The sequence below is a fragment of the Streptomyces sp. NPDC092369 genome (assembly GCF_044755245.1).
Lineage (GTDB): Bacteria > Actinomycetota > Actinomycetes > Streptomycetales > Streptomycetaceae > Streptomyces.
The window spans coordinates 897,344-917,299 of record NZ_JBIVQP010000002.1 but is presented as its reverse complement, the minus strand read 5'-3'; the positions used below and the strand labels follow the sequence as shown (position 1 = coordinate 917,299).

Genomic DNA, 19,956 nt, shown 5'->3' with positions numbered 1-19,956 from the left:
TGTCAGTCCGCCCCCTTAGAATTCACGCGTGGCAGGACGGATCAACGACGAGGACGTGAAGGCGGTTCGGGACGCGGTCCCGATCGACGCCGTGGTGTCCGAGTACCTCCAGCTGCGCAACGCGGGCGGCGGAAACCTGAAAGGTCTCTGCCCCTTCCACGACGAGAAGTCGCCGTCCTTCCAGGTCAGCCCGAGCAAGGGTCTCTTCCACTGCTTCGGCTGCCAGGAGGGCGGCGACACCATCACGTTCGTGATGAAGGTCGACCACCTCTCCTTCTCCGAGGCGGTCGAGCGCCTCGCCGGCCAGGCCGGCATCACCCTGCGCTACGAGGAGGGTGGCTACAACCCCTCCCACCAGCGCGGCGAGCGCATCCGCCTGGTCGAGGCCCACAAGATCGCCGCCGACTGGTACATGGAACAGCTGGCCACCAGCCCGGAGGCGGACGCCGGCCGCACCTTCCTCGCCGAGCGCGGCTTCGACCAGGCCGCCGCCCAGCACTTCTCCGTCGGCTACAGCCCCCAGGGCTGGGACCACCTCACCCGCTTCCTGCGCGGCAAGGGCTTCACCGACAAGGAGATCCTCCTGTCCGGCCTCGCCCAGGAGGGCCGCCGCGGACCCATCGACCGTTTCCGCGGCCGCCTGATGTGGCCGATCCGCGACATCGGCGGCGAGGTCGTCGGCTTCGGCGCCCGCAAGCTCTACGAGTCGGACAACGGCCCGAAGTACCTCAACACGCCCGACACCGCGATCTACAAGAAGTCCCAGGTCCTCTACGGCATCGACCTCGCCAAGAAGGACATCGCCAAGGTGTCCCGCGCGGTCGTCGTCGAGGGCTACACGGACGTCATGGCCTGCCACCTGGCCGGCGTCACCACCGCCATCGCGACCTGCGGCACGGCCTTCGGCACCGACCACATCAAGATCCTGCGCCGGCTCCTGATGGACAACGGCAGCGCGCGCGTGATCTTCACCTTCGACGGCGACGCGGCCGGCCAGAAGGCGGCCCTGCGCGCCTTCGAGGACGACCAGAAGTTCGCCGCCGAGACGTACATCGCGATCGCGCCGGACAACATGGACCCCTGCGAACTGCGCCTGGCCAAGGGCGACGAGGCGGTCGCCGACCTGGTCGAACCCCGCACCCCGCTCTTCGAGTTCGCGCTGCGCCAGATCGTCGTCCGCTACGACCTCGACACCCCCGCGGGCCGCGCCGCCGCCCTGGACGAGGCCGCCCCCATCGTCGCCCGCATCAAGAACAGCGGTGCCCAGCACGAGGTCGCCGTCCAGCTCGCCGGCATGCTCGGCATCCTCGACACCCAGTTCGTCGTCAAGCGGGTCGCCCAGCTGGCCCGTTGGGCCCGCGACCGCGGCGGCCAGGGCCCGGCGCCGGCACGCGGCCGGCAGCCCTACGAGTCGGCCCCCCGCGCCGCCGCCCCCGGCGGCCCGGCCCTCAACCTCCGCAACCCGGTCTACGCGACCGAACGCGAACTCCTCAAACTCGCCCTGCAACGCCCCGAGCTGGTCTCCCCGGCCTTCGACGCGTACGGCATCGACGAGTTCACCGCCGTCCCCTACGCGGCCGTCCGCCAGGCCATCATGGACGCGGGCGGCGCCGAGTACGGCATGCAGGACGGGCAGGAGTACCTGGTCCGCGTCCGCGAGGCCGCCCCCGACGACGCCGTCCGCGCGATGGTGACGGAGCTGGCCGTCGAGGCGATCATGCGCCGCACGGTCGACGAGAACTACGCGGGCGAACAGCTCGTCTGGGTCCGCCGCCGAGCCGTCGAACGCCGGATCCGCGACATCCAGTCCCAGATGGCCCGCCTCTCCGCCGGCGGCGACCCCGCCCAGCTGGCCGCCGTACAGAACGAGCTGTGGGTCCTGCAGCAGTACGACCAGGCGCTACGGGAGAAGGGGGCCGGCGCCCTCTAGGACGGTTCGGGTGCGTCGGCGCGCGAATCGTGGCAGATCAGAGCGGACACAGGCTTCCGAGTTTCCCGCGAGGGTAACCACCCGGTCACGGACCGGACTCAAAAAGTCACCGCACGCCCCTCGTGGCGGCGATGTGTCGTACTCCACACTGGGTTCCGGTGCCTGAGTCCTCGGAGCGCGGCCGATCCGTCCCATACGGGTCCCAGACCCCCGCGGTTCCGCTCATCGAGTACGGGACGGACAACGGCGAGGCCGTCGACTCCGCCCCCGAAGAACCGCTGCCGTACCCCCTGGCAGCGATCATCCTGGAGGTCGCCCCCGTGCAGACCCAGACCCTCACACAGACCGAGAGCACAGACGGCACAGAGCCGGACGCGGAGACCGACGTACTCGTCGCCGTCCCCCCGCAGACGCGTGTCGCGCACCACCCCGAGACCGAGGCCGCGGAACCCGCCGAGCCGCCCGCCGAGGTACTGGAGAGCCCGGAGGCCGCCGAACCCGTCGAAGCGCCCGAGCCGCCCCGCAGCAGCCGCGCCGACACCAGCGGACCGTCCTCGGACCTGTTCCGCCAGTACCTGCGGGAGATCGGCCGGATCTCCCTGCTCACCGCGGCCGAGGAGGTCGACCTCGCGCGCCGGGTCGAGGCCGGGCTGTTCGCCGAGGAGAGGCTCAGCACCGCGGTCGACCTGGACAGTCAACTCGCCCTGGACCTGGATCGGTTGGTCGTCCTGGGCCGGATGGCCAAGCGCCGCCTCATCGAGGCCAACCTCCGGCTCGTCGTCTCCGTCGCCAAGCGCTACGTCGGCCGCGGACTGACCATGCTCGACCTCGTCCAGGAGGGAAACCTGGGCCTGATCAGGGCGGTCGAGAAGTTCGACTACGCCCGCGGCTACAAGTTCTCGACGTACGCCACCTGGTGGATCCGTCAGGCCATGTCCCGCGCCCTCGCCGACCAGGCCCGCACCATCCGCGTCCCCGTCCACGTCGTCGAACTCATCAACCGGGTCGTCCGCGTCCAGCGCCGGATGCTCCAGGAGCGCGGCTACGAGCCGACGCCGGAAGAGGTGGCCGACCACCTCGACCTCGCGCCCGAGCGCGTCAGCGAGGTGCTGCGGCTCGCTCAGGAGCCGGTGTCGTTGCACGCGCCGGTGGGTGAGGAGGACGACGTCGCCCTCGGTGACCTGATCGAGGACGGCGACGCGGCGTCCCCCGTCGAGTCGGCCGCGTTCCTGCTGCTCAGGGAGCACCTGGAGGCGGTGCTTTCGACGCTGGGGGAGCGGGAGCGGAAGGTGGTTCAGCTGCGGTACGGGCTGGTCGACGGTCGGCCGCGGACGTTGGAGGAGATCGGGCGGATCTTCGGGGTCACGCGGGAGCGGATCAGGCAGATCGAGTCCAAGACCCTCAACAAGCTCCGCGACCACGCGTTCGCCGACCAGTTGAGGGGATACCTGGACTGAGGTCAGGGTGCCGCCGCGCGGCACCCTGACACCGGGATACTGCTCAGTCCACCTCCGCCACCGCCTGCGCGAACTGCGCCTTGTACAGCCGCGCATACGCCCCGTCCGCCGCCAACAGATCGGCGTGCGCGCCCTGTTCGACGATCGCGCCGTTCTCCATGACGAGGATCGTGTCCGCGTCCCGGATCGTGGAGAGCCGATGCGCGATCACGAACGACGTACGGCCGTGGGCCAGTTTGGCCATCGCCTTCTGGATCAACACCTCGGTGCGGGTGTCGACCGACGACGTCGCCTCGTCCAGGACCAGGATCGTCGGGTCGGACAGGAACGCCCGCGCGATGGTGATCAGTTGCTTCTCACCGGCGCTGACACCCGTGCCCTCGTCGTCGATCACGGTGTCGTAGCCGTCGGGCAACGTACGCACGAACCGGTCCGCGTGGGCCGCCCGTGCCGCCTCCTCGATCTCGCCCCGCGTGACCTCGCGGGCGGACCCGTACGCGATGTTCTCCGCGATCGTGCCGCCGAACAGCCAGGTGTCCTGCAGCACCATGCCGATGCCGGCGCGCAGGTCGTCCCGGGACATCGTCGCGATGTCCACGCCGTCGAGGGTGATGCGGCCGCCGGAGACCTCGTAGAACCGCATGAGGAGGTTGACCAGCGTGGTCTTGCCGGCGCCGGTCGGGCCGACGATCGCGACCGTGTGGCCGGGCTCGACCTTGAGCGAGAGGTCGTCGATGAGCGGCTTGTCGGGGTCGTAGCGGAACGACACGTGCTCAAGGGCGACCCGTCCGCGCAGCTCCGTCGGCCTGGCGCCCGGCATCGGATCGGCTTCCTGCTCCTCCGCGTCGAGGAGTTCGAAGATCCGCTCCGCCGAGGCGACGCCCGACTGCACCAGGTTCGCCATCGACGCGACCTGCGTCAGCGGCATCGAGAACTGGCGCGAGTACTGGATGAAGGCCTGCACGTCACCGATGGACAGCGCGCCGGACGCGACCCGAAGACCGCCGACCACCGCCACCAGCACGTAGTTGAGGTTCGACACGAACATCATCAGCGGCTGCATGACACCGCTGTTGAACTGCGCCTTGAACCCGGCCTCGTACAGCGCGTCGTTCTGCTCGGCGAACTGCTGCGCCGACTCGTCCTGCCGCCCGAAGACTTTCACCAGGGTGTGCCCGGTGTACATCTCCTCGACGTGGGCGTTGAGCTTGCCCGTGGTGCGCCACTGCTGCACGAAGTGCGGCTGCGAGCGCTTGCCGATCCGGGTCGCGATCAGGAACGACAGCGGCACCGTCACGAGCGCCACCAGCGCCAGCAGCCACGACACCCAGAACATCACCGCGAGTACGCCGATGATCGTGAGCACCGAGTTGATGAGCTGGCCCATCGACTGCTGGAGGGTCTGCCCGATGTTGTCGATGTCGTTGGTCGCCCGGCTCAGCACCTCACCGCGCTGACGCTTGTCGAAGTACGACAGCGGCAGCCGCGACAGCTTCGCCTGGACGTCCTCGCGCAGCCGGTACATCGTCCGGTTGACGGCCCGGTTGACCAGCCGGGTCGCCACCGCCATCAGCAGCCCGGCCACCAGGAACGTACAGAGCGCGAGCAGCAGCACCCGGCCTACGGCGTCGAAGTCGATGCCCTGGCCCGGGGTGAAGTCGGTCGAGCGGAGCATGTCGGCGACCGTGCCCTGGCCGCGCTCCCGCATCGAGGCGAGGACCTGCGCCTTGGTCTCCCCGGCCGGCATCTCCCGGCCGATGATCCCGGCGAAGACCAGGTCGGTCGCCTCGCCGAGGATCTTCGGACCGATCACGTTCAGCCCGACGCTGATGACGACACAGGTCAACAGCGCGTAGATGGTGAGCCGTTCGGGTTTGAACTGGGCGATCAGGCGTTTGCCCGACACCTTGAAATCCATCGAGCGCGAATCGGGGCCGCCCCCGGCCATCATCCGCCCCATCGGCCCGGCCATCAGGCAGCCTCCGCTTCCGTGAGCTGGGAGAGGACGATCTCCCGGTAGGTCTCGTTGTCGGCCATCAGCTCGTGATGGCGGCCGGTCCCGACGACGCGGCCCTCGTCGAGGACCACGATCCGGTCGGCGTCCCGGATGGTCGCCACCCGCTGGGCGACGATCACGACGGTCGCCTCGGCGGTCTCCTGGGACAGCGCCGCGCGCAGGTTCGCGTCGGTGGCGTAGTCCAGGGCCGAGAAGGAGTCGTCGAAGAGGTAGATCTCCGGGCGCTGGACGAGCGTACGGGCGATCGCGAGCCGCTGGCGCTGACCGCCGGAGACGTTCGTGCCGCCCTGTGCGATGGGGGAGTCGAGCCCGTTTTCGAGTCCCTCGACGAAACCCTTGGCCTGCGCCACCTCCAGCGCGTGCCACAGCTCCTCGTCGGTGGCGTCGGGATTGCCGTAGCGCAGGTTGGTGGCGACCGTGCCCGCGAACAGGTACGGCCGCTGCGGCACCAGGCTGACCGTCTTGGCCAGCAGCACCGGGTCGAGCGTCGCCACGTCGACACCGTCGACGAGGACCTGGCCGTCGGTCGCGTCAACCAGCCGGGGGATCAGACTCAGAAGGGTGGACTTTCCGCTGCCGGTCGAGCCGATGACGGCGGTCGTCTCACCCGGCCGGGCCACCAGGTCGACGGACTTCAGCACGGGTTCCTCGGCCCCCGGATAGCAGAAGCCGACCCCGCGGATCTCCAGATGGCCGTGCCGGCGCAGTTCGGTGACGGGCGCGAGGGGTGGCACGACACTGGACTCCGTGTCGAGCACCTCCTCGATGCGCTCGGCGCAGACCTCCGCGCGCGGCACCATCATGAACATGAAGGTGGCCATCATCACGGACATGACGATCTGCATCAGATAGGCGAGGAACGCGGTCAGGTCGCCGATCTGCATCCCGCCGCTGTCGATGCGATGCGCGCCGAACCAGACCACCGCGATCGACGACAGGTTCACCGTGGTCATGACCACCGGGAACATCAGCGCGAGCAGGTTGCCCGTCTTCAGCTGCATCTCGGTCAGGTCGGTGTTGGCCTTCCTGAACCGGTCCTTCTCGTACTCGTCGCGCACGAAGGCCCTGATCACACGGTTGCCGGTGATCTGCTCGCGCAGCACCCGGTTCACCGTGTCCAGGCGGGTCTGCATCGCCCGGAACAGCGGCCGCAGCCGCCGCACGATCAAGGTCACGCAGATGGTCAGCGTAGGCACGACCGCGATCAGCACCCCGGACAGCGGTACGTCCAGGCCGAGCGCCAGCACGATGCCGCCCACGCACATGATCGGCGCCGACACCATCAGCGTGAACGTCATCAGGGCCAGCATCTGGACCTGCTGCACGTCGTTCGTCGTACGGGTGATCAGCGAGGGCGCGCCGAAGTGGCCCACCTCGCGGGCGGAGAAGGACTGCACCCGGTCGAAGACGGCCGCCCGGATGTCCCGGCCGAGCGCCGACGCGGTCCGGGCGCCGTAGTACACGGCCCCGATGTTGCACACGACCTGCACCAGCGAGATGCCGATCATCAGGGCGCCGAAGGAGAGGATGTACCCGGTGTCACCCTTGACGACGCCGTTGTCGATGATGTGCGCGTTCAGAGTGGGCAGGTAGAGGGTGGCGCAGGTCTGCAGGAACTGCAGCAGCACCAGCAGGGCGATGGGTTTCCTGTAGGGCCTGAGATAGGTCCGCAGAAGTCGTATGAGCACGCTACGTCTCTCGGATCGGCGGGTGAGGCGGGGCGGACTTTGTGCCCCAGGCTCCTATCGTCGAACACTCCACCCGCGTTACCTCAACCGATTAAGCCGACAGCAGGGCGCTTTACCGCCTTATGGGCGGTGTCCTTTGCCGACTCGTGAAGTCATGAGCGGAAGGCGTTCGGGTGCGTCTGCTCGCGGACCGACATGTACTGCTGGCGCACGGCCTGCCCCACGGCCAGATCCTCGCCGGGATCGAGCACCTGCGCCGCCGCGCCCTGCCACAGCGGCGGGTTGCGCCGGTCGAGCGTGCCCTGCGTGACCCCGAGCGCCCAGGCGGCCTGCCGGGCGGCACCGAGCGCCGCGTAGTCGGCGGGCTGCGGTACGACGACCTGCGCGCCGAACAGCGACGGCGCCGCGGCCTGCACGGCCGGCAGCTCGGCCGCCGCCCCCAGCAGGAAGATCCGCCGTACGTCGACACCCCGTCCGCGCAGCACGTCCAGCGCGTCGGCGAGCCCGCACAGCATGCCCTCGAAGGCGGCCCGCGCGAGGTGTTCTGCACGCATAGATTCACGGCGCAGACCGGTCAGTGTTCCGGCTGTGTGCGGCAGGTTCGGCGTCCGCTCGCCCTCCAGATAGGGCAGCAGCACGAGCCCGTGCGAACCGGGCGTCGACTTCATCGCCAGCTCGGACAGGCTCTCCAGATCGGGCAGCCCGAGCAGCTCGGCGGTCCCGCGCAGGGCCCGCACGGCGTTCAGCGTGGTGACGACCGGCAGGTGCATGCCGGTCGCGTCGGCCAGCGAGGTGATCATCCCGCTCTGATCGACCAGCGCCTCACCGTGCACGGCCATCACGGACCCGGAGGCCCCGAGCGACACGACGGCGTCCCCGAGCCCGATCCCGAGCCCGAAGGCGGCGGCCATGGTCTCGCCGGTCCCGGCCGAGATCAACAGCCCCTCCGGCGTCGTACCGGCCGCCTCCGCCGGCCCGATCACCTCGGGCAGCATGGCCTGGTGACCGAGCGCCAGCTCGACCAGATCGGGCCGGTACCCGCCGGTGGCCGCCGACCAGTACCCGGTCCCGGAGGCCCCGCCACGATCGGTGGTACGGCGCACCGGGCGCCCCAGCAACTGCCATACGAGCCAGTCGTGCGCCTGCATGAGGACGGCGGTGCGCAGGGCGTTGTCCGGTTCGGTCTTGTTCAGCCAGCGCAGCTTCGTCACCGGGTGTGCGGCCTGCGGCACGGAGCCGACGGCCTGCGCCCATGCCTGGCGTCCGCCGAGCGCGTCGATCAGATCGGCCGCCGCGACCTGCGCCCGCTTGTCGCCGCCGACCATCGCGGGTCTGACGGTGTTGCCCTGCGAGTCCAGCGGGACCACGGCGTTCTGCTGGGCGGACACGCCGATGGCCTGCACGCCTTCGAGCAGCCCGCCGCCGGCGGCCTCACCGAGGGACAGCAGCCACGCCTGTGGATCGATGTCGGAGGGCCGCGTGCCCTCGGCGCCGTCCACCGGATGCGGGGCATACCCCTGCCTGAGTACGGCTCCCGTGTCTGCGTCGCAGACGACGATGCGAGTGAAATCGGGCGAACTGTCCAACCCGGCGACTATCCCCATGGCCAAAATTCTGCCGCATCGCTCCGCTGGGTTTGGCCGTGGAGCCGACGGGGTGCGTGTTCTGGGGCAGGTGCGGCGCCGTTGTGGCTGGTCGCGCCCACGCGGCGGAGCCGCAGATATGCACAGCCTCGCGCCCCTAGGGGCGATTGCGTCACCGTCGGTCTCAAGTGTTGCTGGTGCCCCAGTCGTCCCCGTTTGAGCCATTGGTGTTGCGGTCGCGGAGTGAGCGGACGCGGTCGGCTACCGAGTCGGGGACGCGGTCGCCGACCTTCTCGCTGACCGCGTGGTACGCCTTGCCCGCGAACTGGCGGCCCTGCTGGGCGGCGGACTCGGCGGTGTTGCGGACGGCTGGGTTCTGCGCGACCTGGCGAGCCGACTTCATCAACTGCTCGTAACGCTCGCGCCCGGCCCGCGTGCCGAGCACGTAACCCACCGCCAGCCCGGCGACGAACGTGAGCTTGTAGCGCATGGTGGCCACCCTTCCCTCGTGTGGATCTCTGGTGCGGCGTAGCGCCGGGGAGTATCGATTGGCGGAGCACCCCCCTGCTTGCGCTAATGTATGTGTCGCAGCGAGCGCCCGCCCCCTGGCGAATACCCAGGTAGCTACGTTCGATGCAAACGAGGCGTTCCTCCGTAGCTCAATTGGCAGAGCAGCCGGCTGTTAACCGGCAGGTTACTGGTTCGAGTCCAGTCGGGGGAGCTTCGATCTTCCGTAGCTCAATTGGCAGAGCAGCCGGCTGTTAACCGGCAGGTTACTGGTTCGAGTCCAGTCGGGAGAGCCACCTGGAAGCCACGTGGACGAGGACCCCGATGGGGTCCTTTTTCATGTCCGAAGGAACCGTGCAGGTCACAGCGGAGTCCTCAAGGGCATGCGAAGTCGACCATCCGAAGCAGGAGATCGTATGAGCGGCTATGCTGCGGCAGACGGTGCGTACACGTGTGCGCGACACGCCGCTATGGGGCGGTAGCTCAGCCGGTTAGAGCAGCGGACTCATAATCCGCCGGCCGTGGGTTCGAGTCCCACCCGCCCCACCATGCACTCCTGTCATCCGCGGAAACGTCTCATCCGGGGTGTGGATCCAGGACGTTGGTCCACGGGGCGGAATCCGCTCCTCGCGAGTTCGACTCCGTTGCCACGAGGGTTGGTTGAGGTCACTCTGGCCCGGGCAGGGCCTCCTGGCGATCGGTCTGATTCGCAACCCGAACTGCCAAGAGGCCCTGCTGTCATGCATACGCCGTCACGCGATCACCCGATCAGGAACCCTCTTGGACCAGGCCGGCCCCGTGATCGACAAGCGGATGACGTCTCAGCACAGACAGGGATCCGTACCCCGCCCCAGGCCGAGGACGTCGCGGTCCCTCAGCGCGCCGGAGTAGGCCTGTACCTCGTCCACGTCGCCGTGCAGGTACTCGCCCCAGCCGTCAGCGGACCTGGCCCGGCCGATCTGGACGGCGCCGGTGCTGTGCCAGCCGTTGGGGAGGCTCGCGGTCGCCTCGGCGTTGGTGTAGCCGTCGACGTAGAGCTTGATCGTGTCGGTGGCGTCGTCGTAGACCACGGCGAGGCGATGGCCTTGACCCGCGCCTCCGTCCGCGCCCACGATCTGGGACACCACCTTCTCGGGGGCTCCGGCCTCGTCCCTCTCCGGCATCACCAGTTGCCAGGTGTACGTGGACGGCTCGTAGCGCACTTTGAAGGCGTCGGTGTGCTCGCCGGCCTGCGAGAGCACGGTCATCGGGTGGGCGGGCTCGGAGTCCGCGAGGCGTACGACGACGCCGAGAGTGAAACTGTCCCCGGTGTCCACGACGGGCCCGTCGGCAGCGGCGTACCCGCTCTCGCCGTCCAGCACCAGATGCCCGTCACCGACGAGTGGCGGCGGCACGTAGGGGCAGTCCGGGTCGATCTCCGGGATGCAGGAGTTGTCGGAGCCCCGGTAGATCGAAGCCCCCGCGCCGAGCCGCAGCGGTGCGCCGTCCAACTGCTCCGGGCTCACACCGTCCGTCGCGTTCTCCAATGACCAGTGGCCGAGCAACTTCGGCTTGCGGTAGGCCAGTTCGGCTGCCTCGTTCGGCACCACGACCCGGTCGTGAACCCGTACGTCACCGATGTCACCGTGCCACTGGTCCCCATAGCCTGCCGCACCGAGGGCACGCCCGATCTGGAAGGCGCCGGCCGCCTCGGCGGGAGTCGCGTCGGCTGCGGTCCCGGCCTCGTGGCCGTTGATGTACAGCCGCGCCTTTCCGGTCTCGGCGTCGTACAGCCCCAGCAGATGGGCCCACTCGCCGGTCTCGGGGGCGCCGCCGGACACCTGTGTGCCGCCGATCGCGAACGACCAGACAGGGCCGGAGTCCTGGTGGCGCAGCCCGAGGTCGAAGCCGGGCGCCCCGTCGGCATCCTGGCTGACGACGGTCATGTTCCGGCCGGTTTCGGCGGGCCGTACCCAGGCGCTCACCGCGAAGGTCTTACGGATGTCGGTCGCCGGGGCGTCCGGGGTGAGAAAGCCGTGGCCGCTGCCGTCGAGGGCGACCGTGGCGGTGGCCGTGGTGCCGGTGGGCGCCGGGCCGCCGAAAGTCACCCCGGTCCCGGCGCGGGCGGGGGTGCCGGTCTCGGCGGCGGCCGAGGTGGAGTCCGCCGGGTCGTCCAGCTTCCAGCGGGCGACGGGAGCACGGCCGGCCTGCACGTTGAAGTCGTAATGCGAACTCCCGCTGCTTCGGCCCGCCCGGTCGATCGCGCGAACCGTCAGCGACTTGGGTCCCGCGGAGAGCGGCAGGTACGGAATGGTCACGGCCGCGCCCGGCCGCTCCGCGGAGACGGTGCCGTAGGGGCCGCCCAGGAAGTCGTACGTGTACGACACCACGTCGTCGGAAGGCGAGTCCATGGTGAAGTGGCCGTAGACGCCCACTCCGTCCACCCAGAACACGTCCTCCGGGTTGGGGTATTCGGGAGAGGTGATCGTCGCCTTCTCCGGGCTCACGTCGTCGTACACGAACGAGCAGACCGATCCGTCGCCCTCGTCGCTCCACGCGGAGGTCGCCTGGCCGTCGTTCGCGCGGACATGCCAGGAGACGACGGTGTTGGCCGGGATGTCGTTCGGCATCGTCCAGTTCAGGCGCGACCCCGAGGAAAGAGTGATGGTGGTGTAGGTACGCCGCTGTTCCACTCCGGCCGAATCCGTCCACCAGGCTTCGAACTCGCCACGGATCGGGCTGGATTCGGAGGGCTGGTTGTCCTCCTCCGGGTCGTACAGCACTGCGCTGAGCCTGGGCGGCGCCGAGACGTACGGCATGTCGTCACCGGTCGCGCATGCCTTGCCTCCCGACTGGAGGTCTTGGACGAGCGGCTGATTCGGCGGCAGGTTGGCCACCGCGTACGCCGTCCCGGCAGCCGTGGCCAACAGCGCCGCCGCGCAGACCCCCACCACCGTCCGTCTGCGTCTGCCTGTCCTTGTGAACCTGGTCAAGTAGCCCTCCCCTGTGAGCGTTTGATGCTCGTGGATCACACGAGCGCCTGAAGCTAACAGAGACCACTGACATTGATACTCGTAGCGGGTTCCGGTGGTTCGGGTCCGTGAACTTCGGGGCGGGGAACGCAGCGACGCGCTCGGGCTCTTCCTGAGGTTCGTCTGAACCCTTGGGGGCTACTCCTCTTCTCGCGCGCCGAGGACCCGCAGTGCCTGCCGTGACTGCGCGTCCCCCAGATCGGCGGACCTGCGGAACCAGGCAAGGGCTTCGTCCGCCCGGTCCAGACCGACCAGCAGCCGGCCCAAGGCGTACATACCGCCGGCATTCCCGGCGTCGGCCGCCTTGCGGAGCCACTCCTCGCCCTCCGTCACGCGCTGCTGACGCTCGTACATCAGCCCCAGGTTCACCGCCGCGCCGCTGAACCCCGCCGCGTGGGAGCGTACGTAGAACCCGGCGGCCCGCACGGTGTCACCTCCCTCCCAGGCCAGATCGCCCATGAAGCTGAGCGCCCCGGGGTGCTCCCTGTCCGCTGCCCGGCGCAGGATCTCCTCGGCTTCCCGGCGGCGGCCCCGGGCGAGCCACAGACCAGCCAGGGACACCTCCGCGTCGAGGTGCTTCTGCTTCGCCGCCTGTTCGAAGTAGCGCTCGGCGACGGGGAGTTCACCTGTGGCCTGGTAGTGGAGACCCAAGTTGTACTGCGATGGCGCGTGACCGCGCGCGGACGCCTCGGTGTACCAGTGCAGTGTCTCGCGGGTCGCCTGCCTGTCCCCGTCGGCCAGTTGCAGGGCGAGGCTGTGCATGGCGCCGGCGTCTCCCGCGGCGGCGGCCCGGCGGAACCACAGGATCGCGCTGTCGCGGTCGCCGAGATCGATGTAGAGGAGCCCGAGGTTGTACTGGGCGTTGACGGAGTTCGCCTCCGCCGCCCGGAGGTACGCGTCGCGCGCCTCCTCCAGTTTTCCCTGCGCGGCGAGGGCGACGCCCTGCTGGAACCACTTCCGAGCGCTGAACCAACCGCGTCTGCTCAAGACATCCCCGCCCTCGCCCCACGGATCGAGGACACAGAGTGGCACAAACGTGCGAAACCCCGAAAGGGTGCGGGGCGTGCGGTGCCGTGGCGTGAGTGGCGCGAGGCCTCGGGTGCCGTCACTCGGTGGTCGTCGTGAGCGCCGGCTTTCCCGTCACGCCGCGTCGAGGAGGCGGCGGACGGCCGTGGCGGTTTCGCGGCCTACGGCGGCGAGTTCGAGTTCGGTCTTGAGTTGATTCTCAACGGCCTTCAGCAGGAGGCGGGTTGACCACTCACGCCCGGCGTACGGCCGCCGCGTCGGCGTCCAGGCCGGGGGGTCACTGTCCGATGGCCGGTTACCTCTCAGCGGACCTCCGCCCGCACCCCGTCCCGCAGGCGTCGCAGGTCGTCCGCGCGTCGGCCCAGTCCGTTGAGGCGGAGCCGGGCCGCCTCCGTGCGGGCGTCGCGGTGGGCCGTGAAGGCGAGGTCCAGGGATTCGCGCAGCATCCACAGGCCGTAGGCGAGCAGCCGGGCCGCCTGGGCCTGGGCCAGTACCAGGTCCGGGTCGGTCAGCCGGAGGTCCTGCAGCCGGGTGCGCAGGCGGTGCAGGGCGATGCTCTGCAGGCCGCAGTCCCGCGCGGTCTGGCGGGAGACGGGCCCGGGCTCGCCGCACGCGGCCACCGCCTCGTCGGTCGGCCCCTGCGCCGCGACCGCGTCGTCCAGGACGGCGACCAGCGCCCGCACCTGCGCGGACCGGGGCGGGCCGGCCGGGGTGGGAGGGGTGGCTGGGCGAGGGAGGCGTAGGGGAATGCGCATGGCTCCTCCTGGTCGTCCTCCAGTGTGCGCCTGCCGGGGGCACAGCCCTAGGGGCTGTCGTTTGGATCAGCCCGGCGTCGCGGGGTCTGGCACGCGCTCCCCCACTGCCTTAAGGCGTGGGGGGTCCCCCAGCGGCGTTGTCGTCACTCGTCATGGCTCCGCCATGACTCCCTCCTCCGCCTTGCAGCTGCACGCACCAGACCCCGCTCGGCTCGGCCAAGAAGCACCGTGCCTCTCAGCCGGCCTGATCCGAACGACAGCCCCTAGTCGCGCGTGAAGACGCCGTGGAAGCCGAAGGGGACCGGCTGTGGGACCCGCGCGCGGGCCAGTTCCGTGAAGGTCGTCGCGTCCAGGACCAGGAGGTACGAGGACTGCGCGGTGGAGTCCAGGACGACGGACAGGATGACGCCGTTGTCCTCGGCGTTCTCCTTGCCGACCGGACTGGCCGTGACCCTCGGTGCCGCCACGAAGACCGGCTCCCCGGCGTAGCTGCCCGGCTCGTGCCAGGTGAGCGTTTCGCCCGAGCTCACGTCCAGTTTGACCAGCTGGTCGAAGAAGTCGCCGCCCCCGTGGTCGCGTGAGCCCACTCCGTACGCGTACCGGTACGGGCGGCCGTTGTGGCGGCGGTAGTCGATGCGGGGGAGTTCGAGGGGCTCGTCGGAGAGGCGGGTGACCGTGACCCGGCCGGTCCGGCGGTCCACGCGCAGGCGGGTCGGCAGGGCCTGCGGGACCGGGCCGCCCGCGCGGAGCCGGTCCAGGTAGAGGGCCTGGACGATCTCCGGGTCGGGGTAGGCGCAGAGGTCGAGGACGACCGTGCCGCCGGTGCCGACTTCGGCGTCCGCCGCCTCCTCCTCGTACGCGTTGATGTGGTGGAACGCGAACATCGCCGGTGCCTCGAACTCCCCGGCCACGCTGCCGTCGGTGAGGGAGAGGAGGGTGATCCGGGTGGGGTCGTCTGGCTGCCAGCGGTAGTTCTCGATGAACGGGCGACCGCTCAGCAGCAGCGCCAACGGGTTGACCCGGTAGGGGAATTCGACGAGCACGGCGTACGAGGGCGTGATCGCGAAGCTGTGCATGTACGAGGGGCGGGCGACCTGTTTCTCGGCCACGACCTCACGCAGTGCGGCGGAATCGGTGCGCTGACGGTGGATCAGGTAGCGGGAGGCGCGGCCGAAGCGGATCGAGTAGTTGACCAAGTGGCCCGCGTCCGGCTCCAGATGGGGGTGGGCTGTGGTGACCGGGGCGCCCGTGAGGTGGTCCTCGTAGCCCCGGACGCCCACGGTCTCCAGCGTGTCGGGGTCGAACTCGACGGGCAGGGGCGTCTCCGTCAGCGCCAGGGTCCGCTCGCCGAACCGGACTATGTTCACGTTGGTGTTGCCCGAGGCCGGCGGCGGGGAGAAGAGCGTGAACAGCCGCTGGAAGATGGAGCGGCACGGGTCCGTCGCGAACTCCCCGTACGAAATGCGGCCGTTGGCTAGTGAGGCCGTACGGGCCGGAGTGGCGAGGTAGCGGTTCGTGTACGACACTCCGGCGGCGCCCGCGTCGACGCCCCCACCGCCACCTCCACCGGCGGCGATGTGGAAGCGGTGGATCATCGCCTGGCCGTCGAACCAGTGCCGAAAGCTGCGGTCGCCGACCTCGAAGCGGGCGGGCCCGTTGCGCAGCAGTGTCCCCGACAGCCAGGGCGGCAGCGTGCCCTCGACGGGCAGCGCGATGTCCTCGTACTCCCGTGCCGGGGTCCGCAGACCGGCGGCGTAGGGCGCCTGGTTCCCCTCCGTGCCCTGCTCACCGACCATGCCCGCCCTCTGCCCTTCCCGTCCGTGGGACAAACGCTCCCTCGCCAGGAGTAAGGGTGATCTCATTCCCCGGGAGTAGCGGGGTCGGTGCGGGGTAGTGCTGGAGGGGCAGGTCAGGAGCCTCCGAAGGCACGATGTGCCGGTGGGGTACAGGGGCCAGGCTGGTGGGTATCAGCCAGGAGCCGGTGAGTCCGAGGAGGATGCCATGAATCGCCAGACCCGTGTGCGCGTCAGCCGCCGTCCGGGGTCCGCGACGTCCTCCAGGGACGCCAGGGACGCCCGGGACCAGCAGATCGACCGCAGGACTCCGTCGGGGCGGATGCTGCCGTACTGAGTGCCGTACTGAGTGCCGTACTGGGTGCCGTACTGAGTGCCGTACTGAGGTCGCTTCCAGTCCCTCCACTGTGGTCATGTCCCCCCTCGCCGCTTCCGTGCGGTCCTCGTGACGTCGAGGTGAATGAGCGGTCGAGTCGGGGGTAGGCGCGCTGTCGTCCAGGTATCGGTAGGGAGGCCGTCCAGACATCAGCGTCCAGAGCATGAGTGGGGAGACGGTGTGGACAGCGGCGTTCGAGGCGACGGCGACGGGAGATTCCCGGCCGGACCGCGCGAGCCTCCCGAACCCCCTGACCCCCTCGGCCCGTTCACCCACCTCGCCCTGCTCTACCGGGACGAACGCGAGTACCTGGACGGCGTCCTGCCCTTCGTGCGGGGTGCGCTCGCGGCCGGCGAGCCCGTCATCGTGGCCGTACCCGCCGAGAGACTCCGGCTGATCCAGGACGAGTTCGGCACCGACCCCGCCCCGCGCCTCGTCGACATGCGGGTGGCGGGACGCAACCCCGGCCGGATCATCCCCGGCGTGCTGCGCGCCTTCGCGGACACCCAACCCCCCGGTGCACAGGTGCGGATCGTCGGGGAGCCGATGTGGGCCGAGCGCACGGCCGTCGAGTACGCGGCCTGCGTCCAGCACGAGGCGCTGGTCAACCTCTCCTTCGAGGGCCGCAGAGCGACCGTCCTGTGCCCGTACGACATCCGGGCCCTCGCCCCGCAGGCCGTCGCCGACGTCCACGCCACCCACCCGATGATCCTCGACGCCGGCTCCGGCCGGGCCCGGGACAGCGACAGCTACGCCCCCGACGCGGCGCTCGCCCGCTACAACGAGCCCCTCCCGCCCGTGCCGGACGTCCTGGCCCTCGCCTTCGACGCCGAGGCGCTCGGCGAGACCCGGCACCTGGCCACCGACGAGGGCGCCCGGCTCGGACTGCCGTCCGCCCGACTGCCGGACCTGGCCCTGGCCATCGCCGAGCTGACCACCAACAGCGTGGTGCACGGCGGGGGTTCGGGCGCGCTGCGGCTGTGGGCCGAGGACGGGTTCGTGGTGTGCGAGGTACGCGACAAGGGCCACCTCACCGACCCCCTGGCCGGCCGCCGCCCCGCACCGAGGGCCCGACGGGGTGGTCGCGGGCTGCTCTTGGTGAACCTGCTCGCGGATCTCGTACGGCTGCACACGGGGCCCGGGGGGACCACGGTGCGGTGCTGGTTCCGCCGCTGACTTCCTTTCAGGTGCGGGGAGTTCACAGCGGCGCTTGCCAACTCACCGTCGTCCCCTCGCTCCCGTCCTCCGCCGTCCCGTCGTCGGACACGGTCAGGCGTACGGCGTCCCTCCCGTCCGGGAGCCTGGCCGTCACGTCGACCACGACCTCCACGCGGGAGACGCCGGGGCGGCGCGTGGCGTGTGCGAGGGCGCGGCGCAGGGCGGTGAGGAGGTGGCCGGCGGTCCGGTCCGGGACGCGGCTGTCGACCGGCCCGGTGAACCGGGTGGAGGGGCTGCGGCCGAGCACGGCGGCGGAGGCGGACGTCTCCCGAAGCACCTTGCCCCGCAAGCCGGTTGGCGCCTCGGCGGGCGGTTGCTGGAGGGCGAAGATCGCGGTGCGGACCTCCTGGATCGTCGACTGGAGTTCGTCGACGGCCCGGCCGAGGGTCGCGTGCACCTCGTCGACGGGCCCCTTGCGCTGGGTGGACTCCAGCATCATCCCGGTGGCGAACAGCCGTTGGACGACCAGGTCGTGCAGATCGCGGGCGATGCGGTCGCGGTCCTCGTAGACGGCCAGGCGCGCGCGGCGGTGCTGGGCGTCGGCCAGGACCAGGGCGAGCGCGGCCTGCGAGGCGAACTGGGTGGCCAGCAGCCGTTCCACGGAGGTGTACGGGCGGTCCCCTCGCGCGCGAGGCAGGGCGAGGGTGCCGATCAGCCGGTCCTCCGCCCGCAGCGGCAGCATCATGCTGGGCCCGAACCGGTGCCGTACATGCGTGGTCATTCTCGGGTCGGTCGCCGAGTCGTCGATGAACACCGGTTCTCCGCCGAGGAGTTGGACCAGGACCGGGCTGCCGGGCTCGATGGTGGTGCCGAGGATGTCGCCCGGGTCCTGGTCGGTCGAGGCGGCCACGATCTCCATGCCGCCGTCCTCGGTGGGCTCCAGGATGATCCCGGCGGAGGCGTCGGCCAGGATGCGGGCGCGCTCGGCGACCGTCTCCAGCGCGTCCGCCGCCTCCTCACCGGTGAGCAGCGCGGTGGTGACGGCCGCGGCCCCCTCGATCCACCGCTCACGCTGCCGGGCCGCCTCGTACAGCCGGGCGTTGCCGATCGCGATACCGGCCTGCGCGGCGAGGACGTGCAGCAGTTGCTCGTCCTCGGCGCTGAACGGCACCGCGCCCCGCTTCTCTGCGAGGTGCAGCTCACCGAAGGTCTCCTCGTGCACATGGATGGGCACGCTGAGGGCCGGGACGCCGGGGGAGCGCGGGACGGCGCCCGGCGTACGGATCTCGGTGAGACCGTCCCGGCCGGGATCCGCGGTGCCGAGCGCCGCGTACCGCGCACCGGTCAGTTCGGCCGCGCTGTCCACGATGTGCTGGAGGGTGGTGCGCAGTTCGAGGTCGGTACCCACGCCCAGGACGGCCTCCAGCAGCGGCGGCAGACGGTCGGTCATGCCGGGTGCCCGGTCGGGGGTGTCTCGTACGGGAGTCTCGTACGGTGCTCAGGTGGCCAGCGGGTCGAGCACCAGCGGCTCGATCTTGCCCTCCAGCATGGCGCCGAGGCCCTGTACGGCGCAGACGTCGGGGCGCTCCGCGATGTGCACCGGCATGCCGGTGGCGTGCCTCAGCATCTGGTCGAGACCGGGGAGCAGGGCGCTGCCGCCGACCATCATGATGCCGCGGTCGGCGAGGTCGGCGACCAGGTCGGGCGGGCAGTTGCGCAGCACCCGGCCGATGCCGTCGAGCACCGCCGTCAGCGGCGTCTCGATCGCGTCGCGCACGGCGGCGGTGTCGACCTGGACGGAACGGGCGAGGCCGGTGGCGACGTCCCGGCCGTGGATCTCGGTCGACGCCGGGCCCTGGGCGGTGAGGCCGTTGCCGGAGAGGGCGAGCTGGAGCGGCCGGACCGACTGGCTCGGGAGCATCAACTCGTGCTCGTGGCGCAGGTGTTGGACGATCGCGTGGTCGACTGCCTCGCCGCCGACGGGGATGCGCTCGGCGGTGACGATCGAGCCGAGGGAGAGCACGGCGACCTGGGTCGCCGCCGCCCCGCACACCATGATCATGGTGGCCTCGGGCCGTTCGACGGGCAGTCCGCAGCCGACGGCGGCGGCGATCAGGGTGTCGACGAGCTCCACGCGGCGCGCGCCGAGCCCGACGAGGGTCTCGATGGCGGCCCGCTGGGCCAGCGGATCGGCGTCGTGCGGGGTGCAGGCCGCGGCCCGCAGACGGGGCTTGCGGCGCAGATTGCGGCGGATCTTGTCGCCGAGCAGGTGCCGCAGCATGCGCTGCGCCATCTCGATGTCGACGACGGTGCCGCCGGAGACGGGGCGGACGACGCGGATGTAGTCCGGGGTGCGGCCGGTCATCTTCTCGGCGAACTCGCCCACGGCGATCAGGGCGCCGGTGCGGGTGTTGATCGCGGCGGCGGAGGGCTGGTCCACGACGAGTCCGGCGCCCTTCACATAGACGCGGGTCCGGGCCGCACCCAGGTCGACGGCGAAATGGCAGCGGCGCAACTGCTCCAGACTGGCGGTCATGGCTAGGTCCTCCCGAGAGCGCAGACCGTGGGCCGCCGCGTGATGGCGGACCTCGTTCCGTGGGCCGCACCGGGTGGCGGGCCTCACTCGCATCGTGCGGGGGCGGGGGTGGGGGCGCC

Annotated in this window: 14 protein-coding genes and 3 tRNA genes; 7 read left to right on the top strand and 10 right to left on the bottom strand. The window is 70.5% G+C overall.

All coding sequences use genetic code 11. From position 1 onward, the window contains the following. Positions 1-28 precede the first annotated feature (28 nt). Complete coding sequence (dnaG, locus tag ACIQI8_RS13820) at positions 29-1,930, top strand: DNA primase (RefSeq protein WP_402348742.1); 1,902 nt, start codon at positions 29-31, stop codon at positions 1,928-1,930. Positions 1,931-2,088: 158 nt separating this feature from the next. Beyond that, entirely contained in the window at positions 2,089-3,387 is a 1,299-nt protein-coding gene (locus ACIQI8_RS13815; RefSeq protein ID WP_402348739.1) for an RNA polymerase sigma factor, read from the top strand. Positions 3,388-3,430: 43 nt separating this feature from the next. On the opposite strand, the gene ACIQI8_RS13810 is transcribed toward ACIQI8_RS13815, so the two are convergent. The 4 genes from ACIQI8_RS13810 to ACIQI8_RS13795 all read right to left on the bottom strand — a co-directional run bounded on the left by ACIQI8_RS13810 (position 3,431) and on the right by ACIQI8_RS13795 (position 9,165). Beyond that, a complete protein-coding gene (locus ACIQI8_RS13810; RefSeq protein ID WP_402348736.1) occupies positions 3,431-5,359 on the bottom strand; it encodes an ABC transporter ATP-binding protein in 1,929 nt (642 codons plus the stop codon). Beyond that, positions 5,359-7,092 (bottom strand): ABC transporter ATP-binding protein, encoded by a 1,734-nt coding sequence (locus ACIQI8_RS13805; RefSeq protein ID WP_402348733.1) that lies wholly within the window; start codon positions 7,090-7,092, stop codon positions 5,359-5,361. Before ACIQI8_RS13805 ends, ACIQI8_RS13810 begins: the two co-directional genes overlap by 1 nt. Before the next feature lie 152 nt (positions 7,093-7,244). Next, on the bottom strand, positions 7,245-8,696 hold the full coding sequence (locus ACIQI8_RS13800) for an FGGY family carbohydrate kinase (protein WP_402348730.1): 1,452 nt from the start codon (positions 8,694-8,696) through the stop codon (positions 7,245-7,247). A gap of 163 nt (positions 8,697-8,859) precedes the next feature. Next, complete coding sequence (locus tag ACIQI8_RS13795; RefSeq protein WP_402348727.1) at positions 8,860-9,165, bottom strand: YtxH domain-containing protein; 306 nt, start codon at positions 9,163-9,165, stop codon at positions 8,860-8,862. A 158-nt stretch (positions 9,166-9,323) separates the two neighbouring features. Here ACIQI8_RS13795 and ACIQI8_RS13790 point away from each other — a divergent pair. The 3 genes from ACIQI8_RS13790 to ACIQI8_RS13780 all read left to right on the top strand — a co-directional run bounded on the left by ACIQI8_RS13790 (position 9,324) and on the right by ACIQI8_RS13780 (position 9,731). Next, positions 9,324-9,396: transfer RNA gene (locus ACIQI8_RS13790), tRNA-Asn, on the top strand. Between the two features lie 6 nt (positions 9,397-9,402). Further along, positions 9,403-9,478 (top strand) — tRNA-Asn (locus ACIQI8_RS13785). A gap of 176 nt (positions 9,479-9,654) precedes the next feature. Then, a tRNA-Ile gene (locus ACIQI8_RS13780) sits at positions 9,655-9,731 on the top strand. A 272-nt stretch (positions 9,732-10,003) separates the two neighbouring features. Here ACIQI8_RS13780 and ACIQI8_RS13775 read toward each other — a convergent pair. The 4 genes from ACIQI8_RS13775 to ACIQI8_RS13760 all read right to left on the bottom strand — a co-directional run bounded on the left by ACIQI8_RS13775 (position 10,004) and on the right by ACIQI8_RS13760 (position 15,770). After that, a complete protein-coding gene (locus ACIQI8_RS13775) occupies positions 10,004-12,115 on the bottom strand; it encodes a LamG-like jellyroll fold domain-containing protein (RefSeq protein ID WP_402350436.1) in 2,112 nt (703 codons plus the stop codon). A 216-nt stretch (positions 12,116-12,331) separates the two neighbouring features. Further along, entirely contained in the window at positions 12,332-13,180 is an 849-nt protein-coding gene (locus tag ACIQI8_RS13770; protein WP_402348725.1) for a tetratricopeptide repeat protein, read from the bottom strand. 341 nt (positions 13,181-13,521) lie between these two features. Further along, positions 13,522-13,974, bottom strand: a complete 453-nt coding sequence (locus tag ACIQI8_RS13765) for a hypothetical protein (RefSeq protein WP_402348722.1) — start codon at positions 13,972-13,974, stop codon at positions 13,522-13,524. 263 nt (positions 13,975-14,237) lie between these two features. Continuing rightward, entirely contained in the window at positions 14,238-15,770 is a 1,533-nt protein-coding gene (locus ACIQI8_RS13760; RefSeq protein WP_402348719.1) for a carotenoid oxygenase family protein, read from the bottom strand. 205 nt (positions 15,771-15,975) lie between these two features. On the opposite strand from ACIQI8_RS13760, the gene ACIQI8_RS13755 reads away from it, so the two are divergent. After that, positions 15,976-16,104, top strand: a complete 129-nt coding sequence (locus tag ACIQI8_RS13755) for a hypothetical protein (protein WP_402348716.1) — start codon at positions 15,976-15,978, stop codon at positions 16,102-16,104. Between the two features lie 219 nt (positions 16,105-16,323). After that, complete coding sequence (locus ACIQI8_RS13750; RefSeq protein ID WP_402348713.1) at positions 16,324-17,319, top strand: anti-sigma factor RsbA family regulatory protein; 996 nt, start codon at positions 16,324-16,326, stop codon at positions 17,317-17,319. Between the two features lie 22 nt (positions 17,320-17,341). On the opposite strand, the gene ACIQI8_RS13745 is transcribed toward ACIQI8_RS13750, so the two are convergent. Next, the gene (locus tag ACIQI8_RS13745) at positions 17,342-18,751 is read right to left on the bottom strand and encodes a GAF domain-containing protein (protein WP_402348711.1); all 1,410 of its coding nucleotides are present in this window, start codon (positions 18,749-18,751) and stop codon (positions 17,342-17,344) included. Between the two features lie 48 nt (positions 18,752-18,799). Beyond that, complete coding sequence (locus ACIQI8_RS13740; RefSeq protein WP_123999669.1) at positions 18,800-19,837, bottom strand: rod shape-determining protein; 1,038 nt, start codon at positions 19,835-19,837, stop codon at positions 18,800-18,802. Between the last annotated feature and the right edge of the window lie 119 nt (positions 19,838-19,956).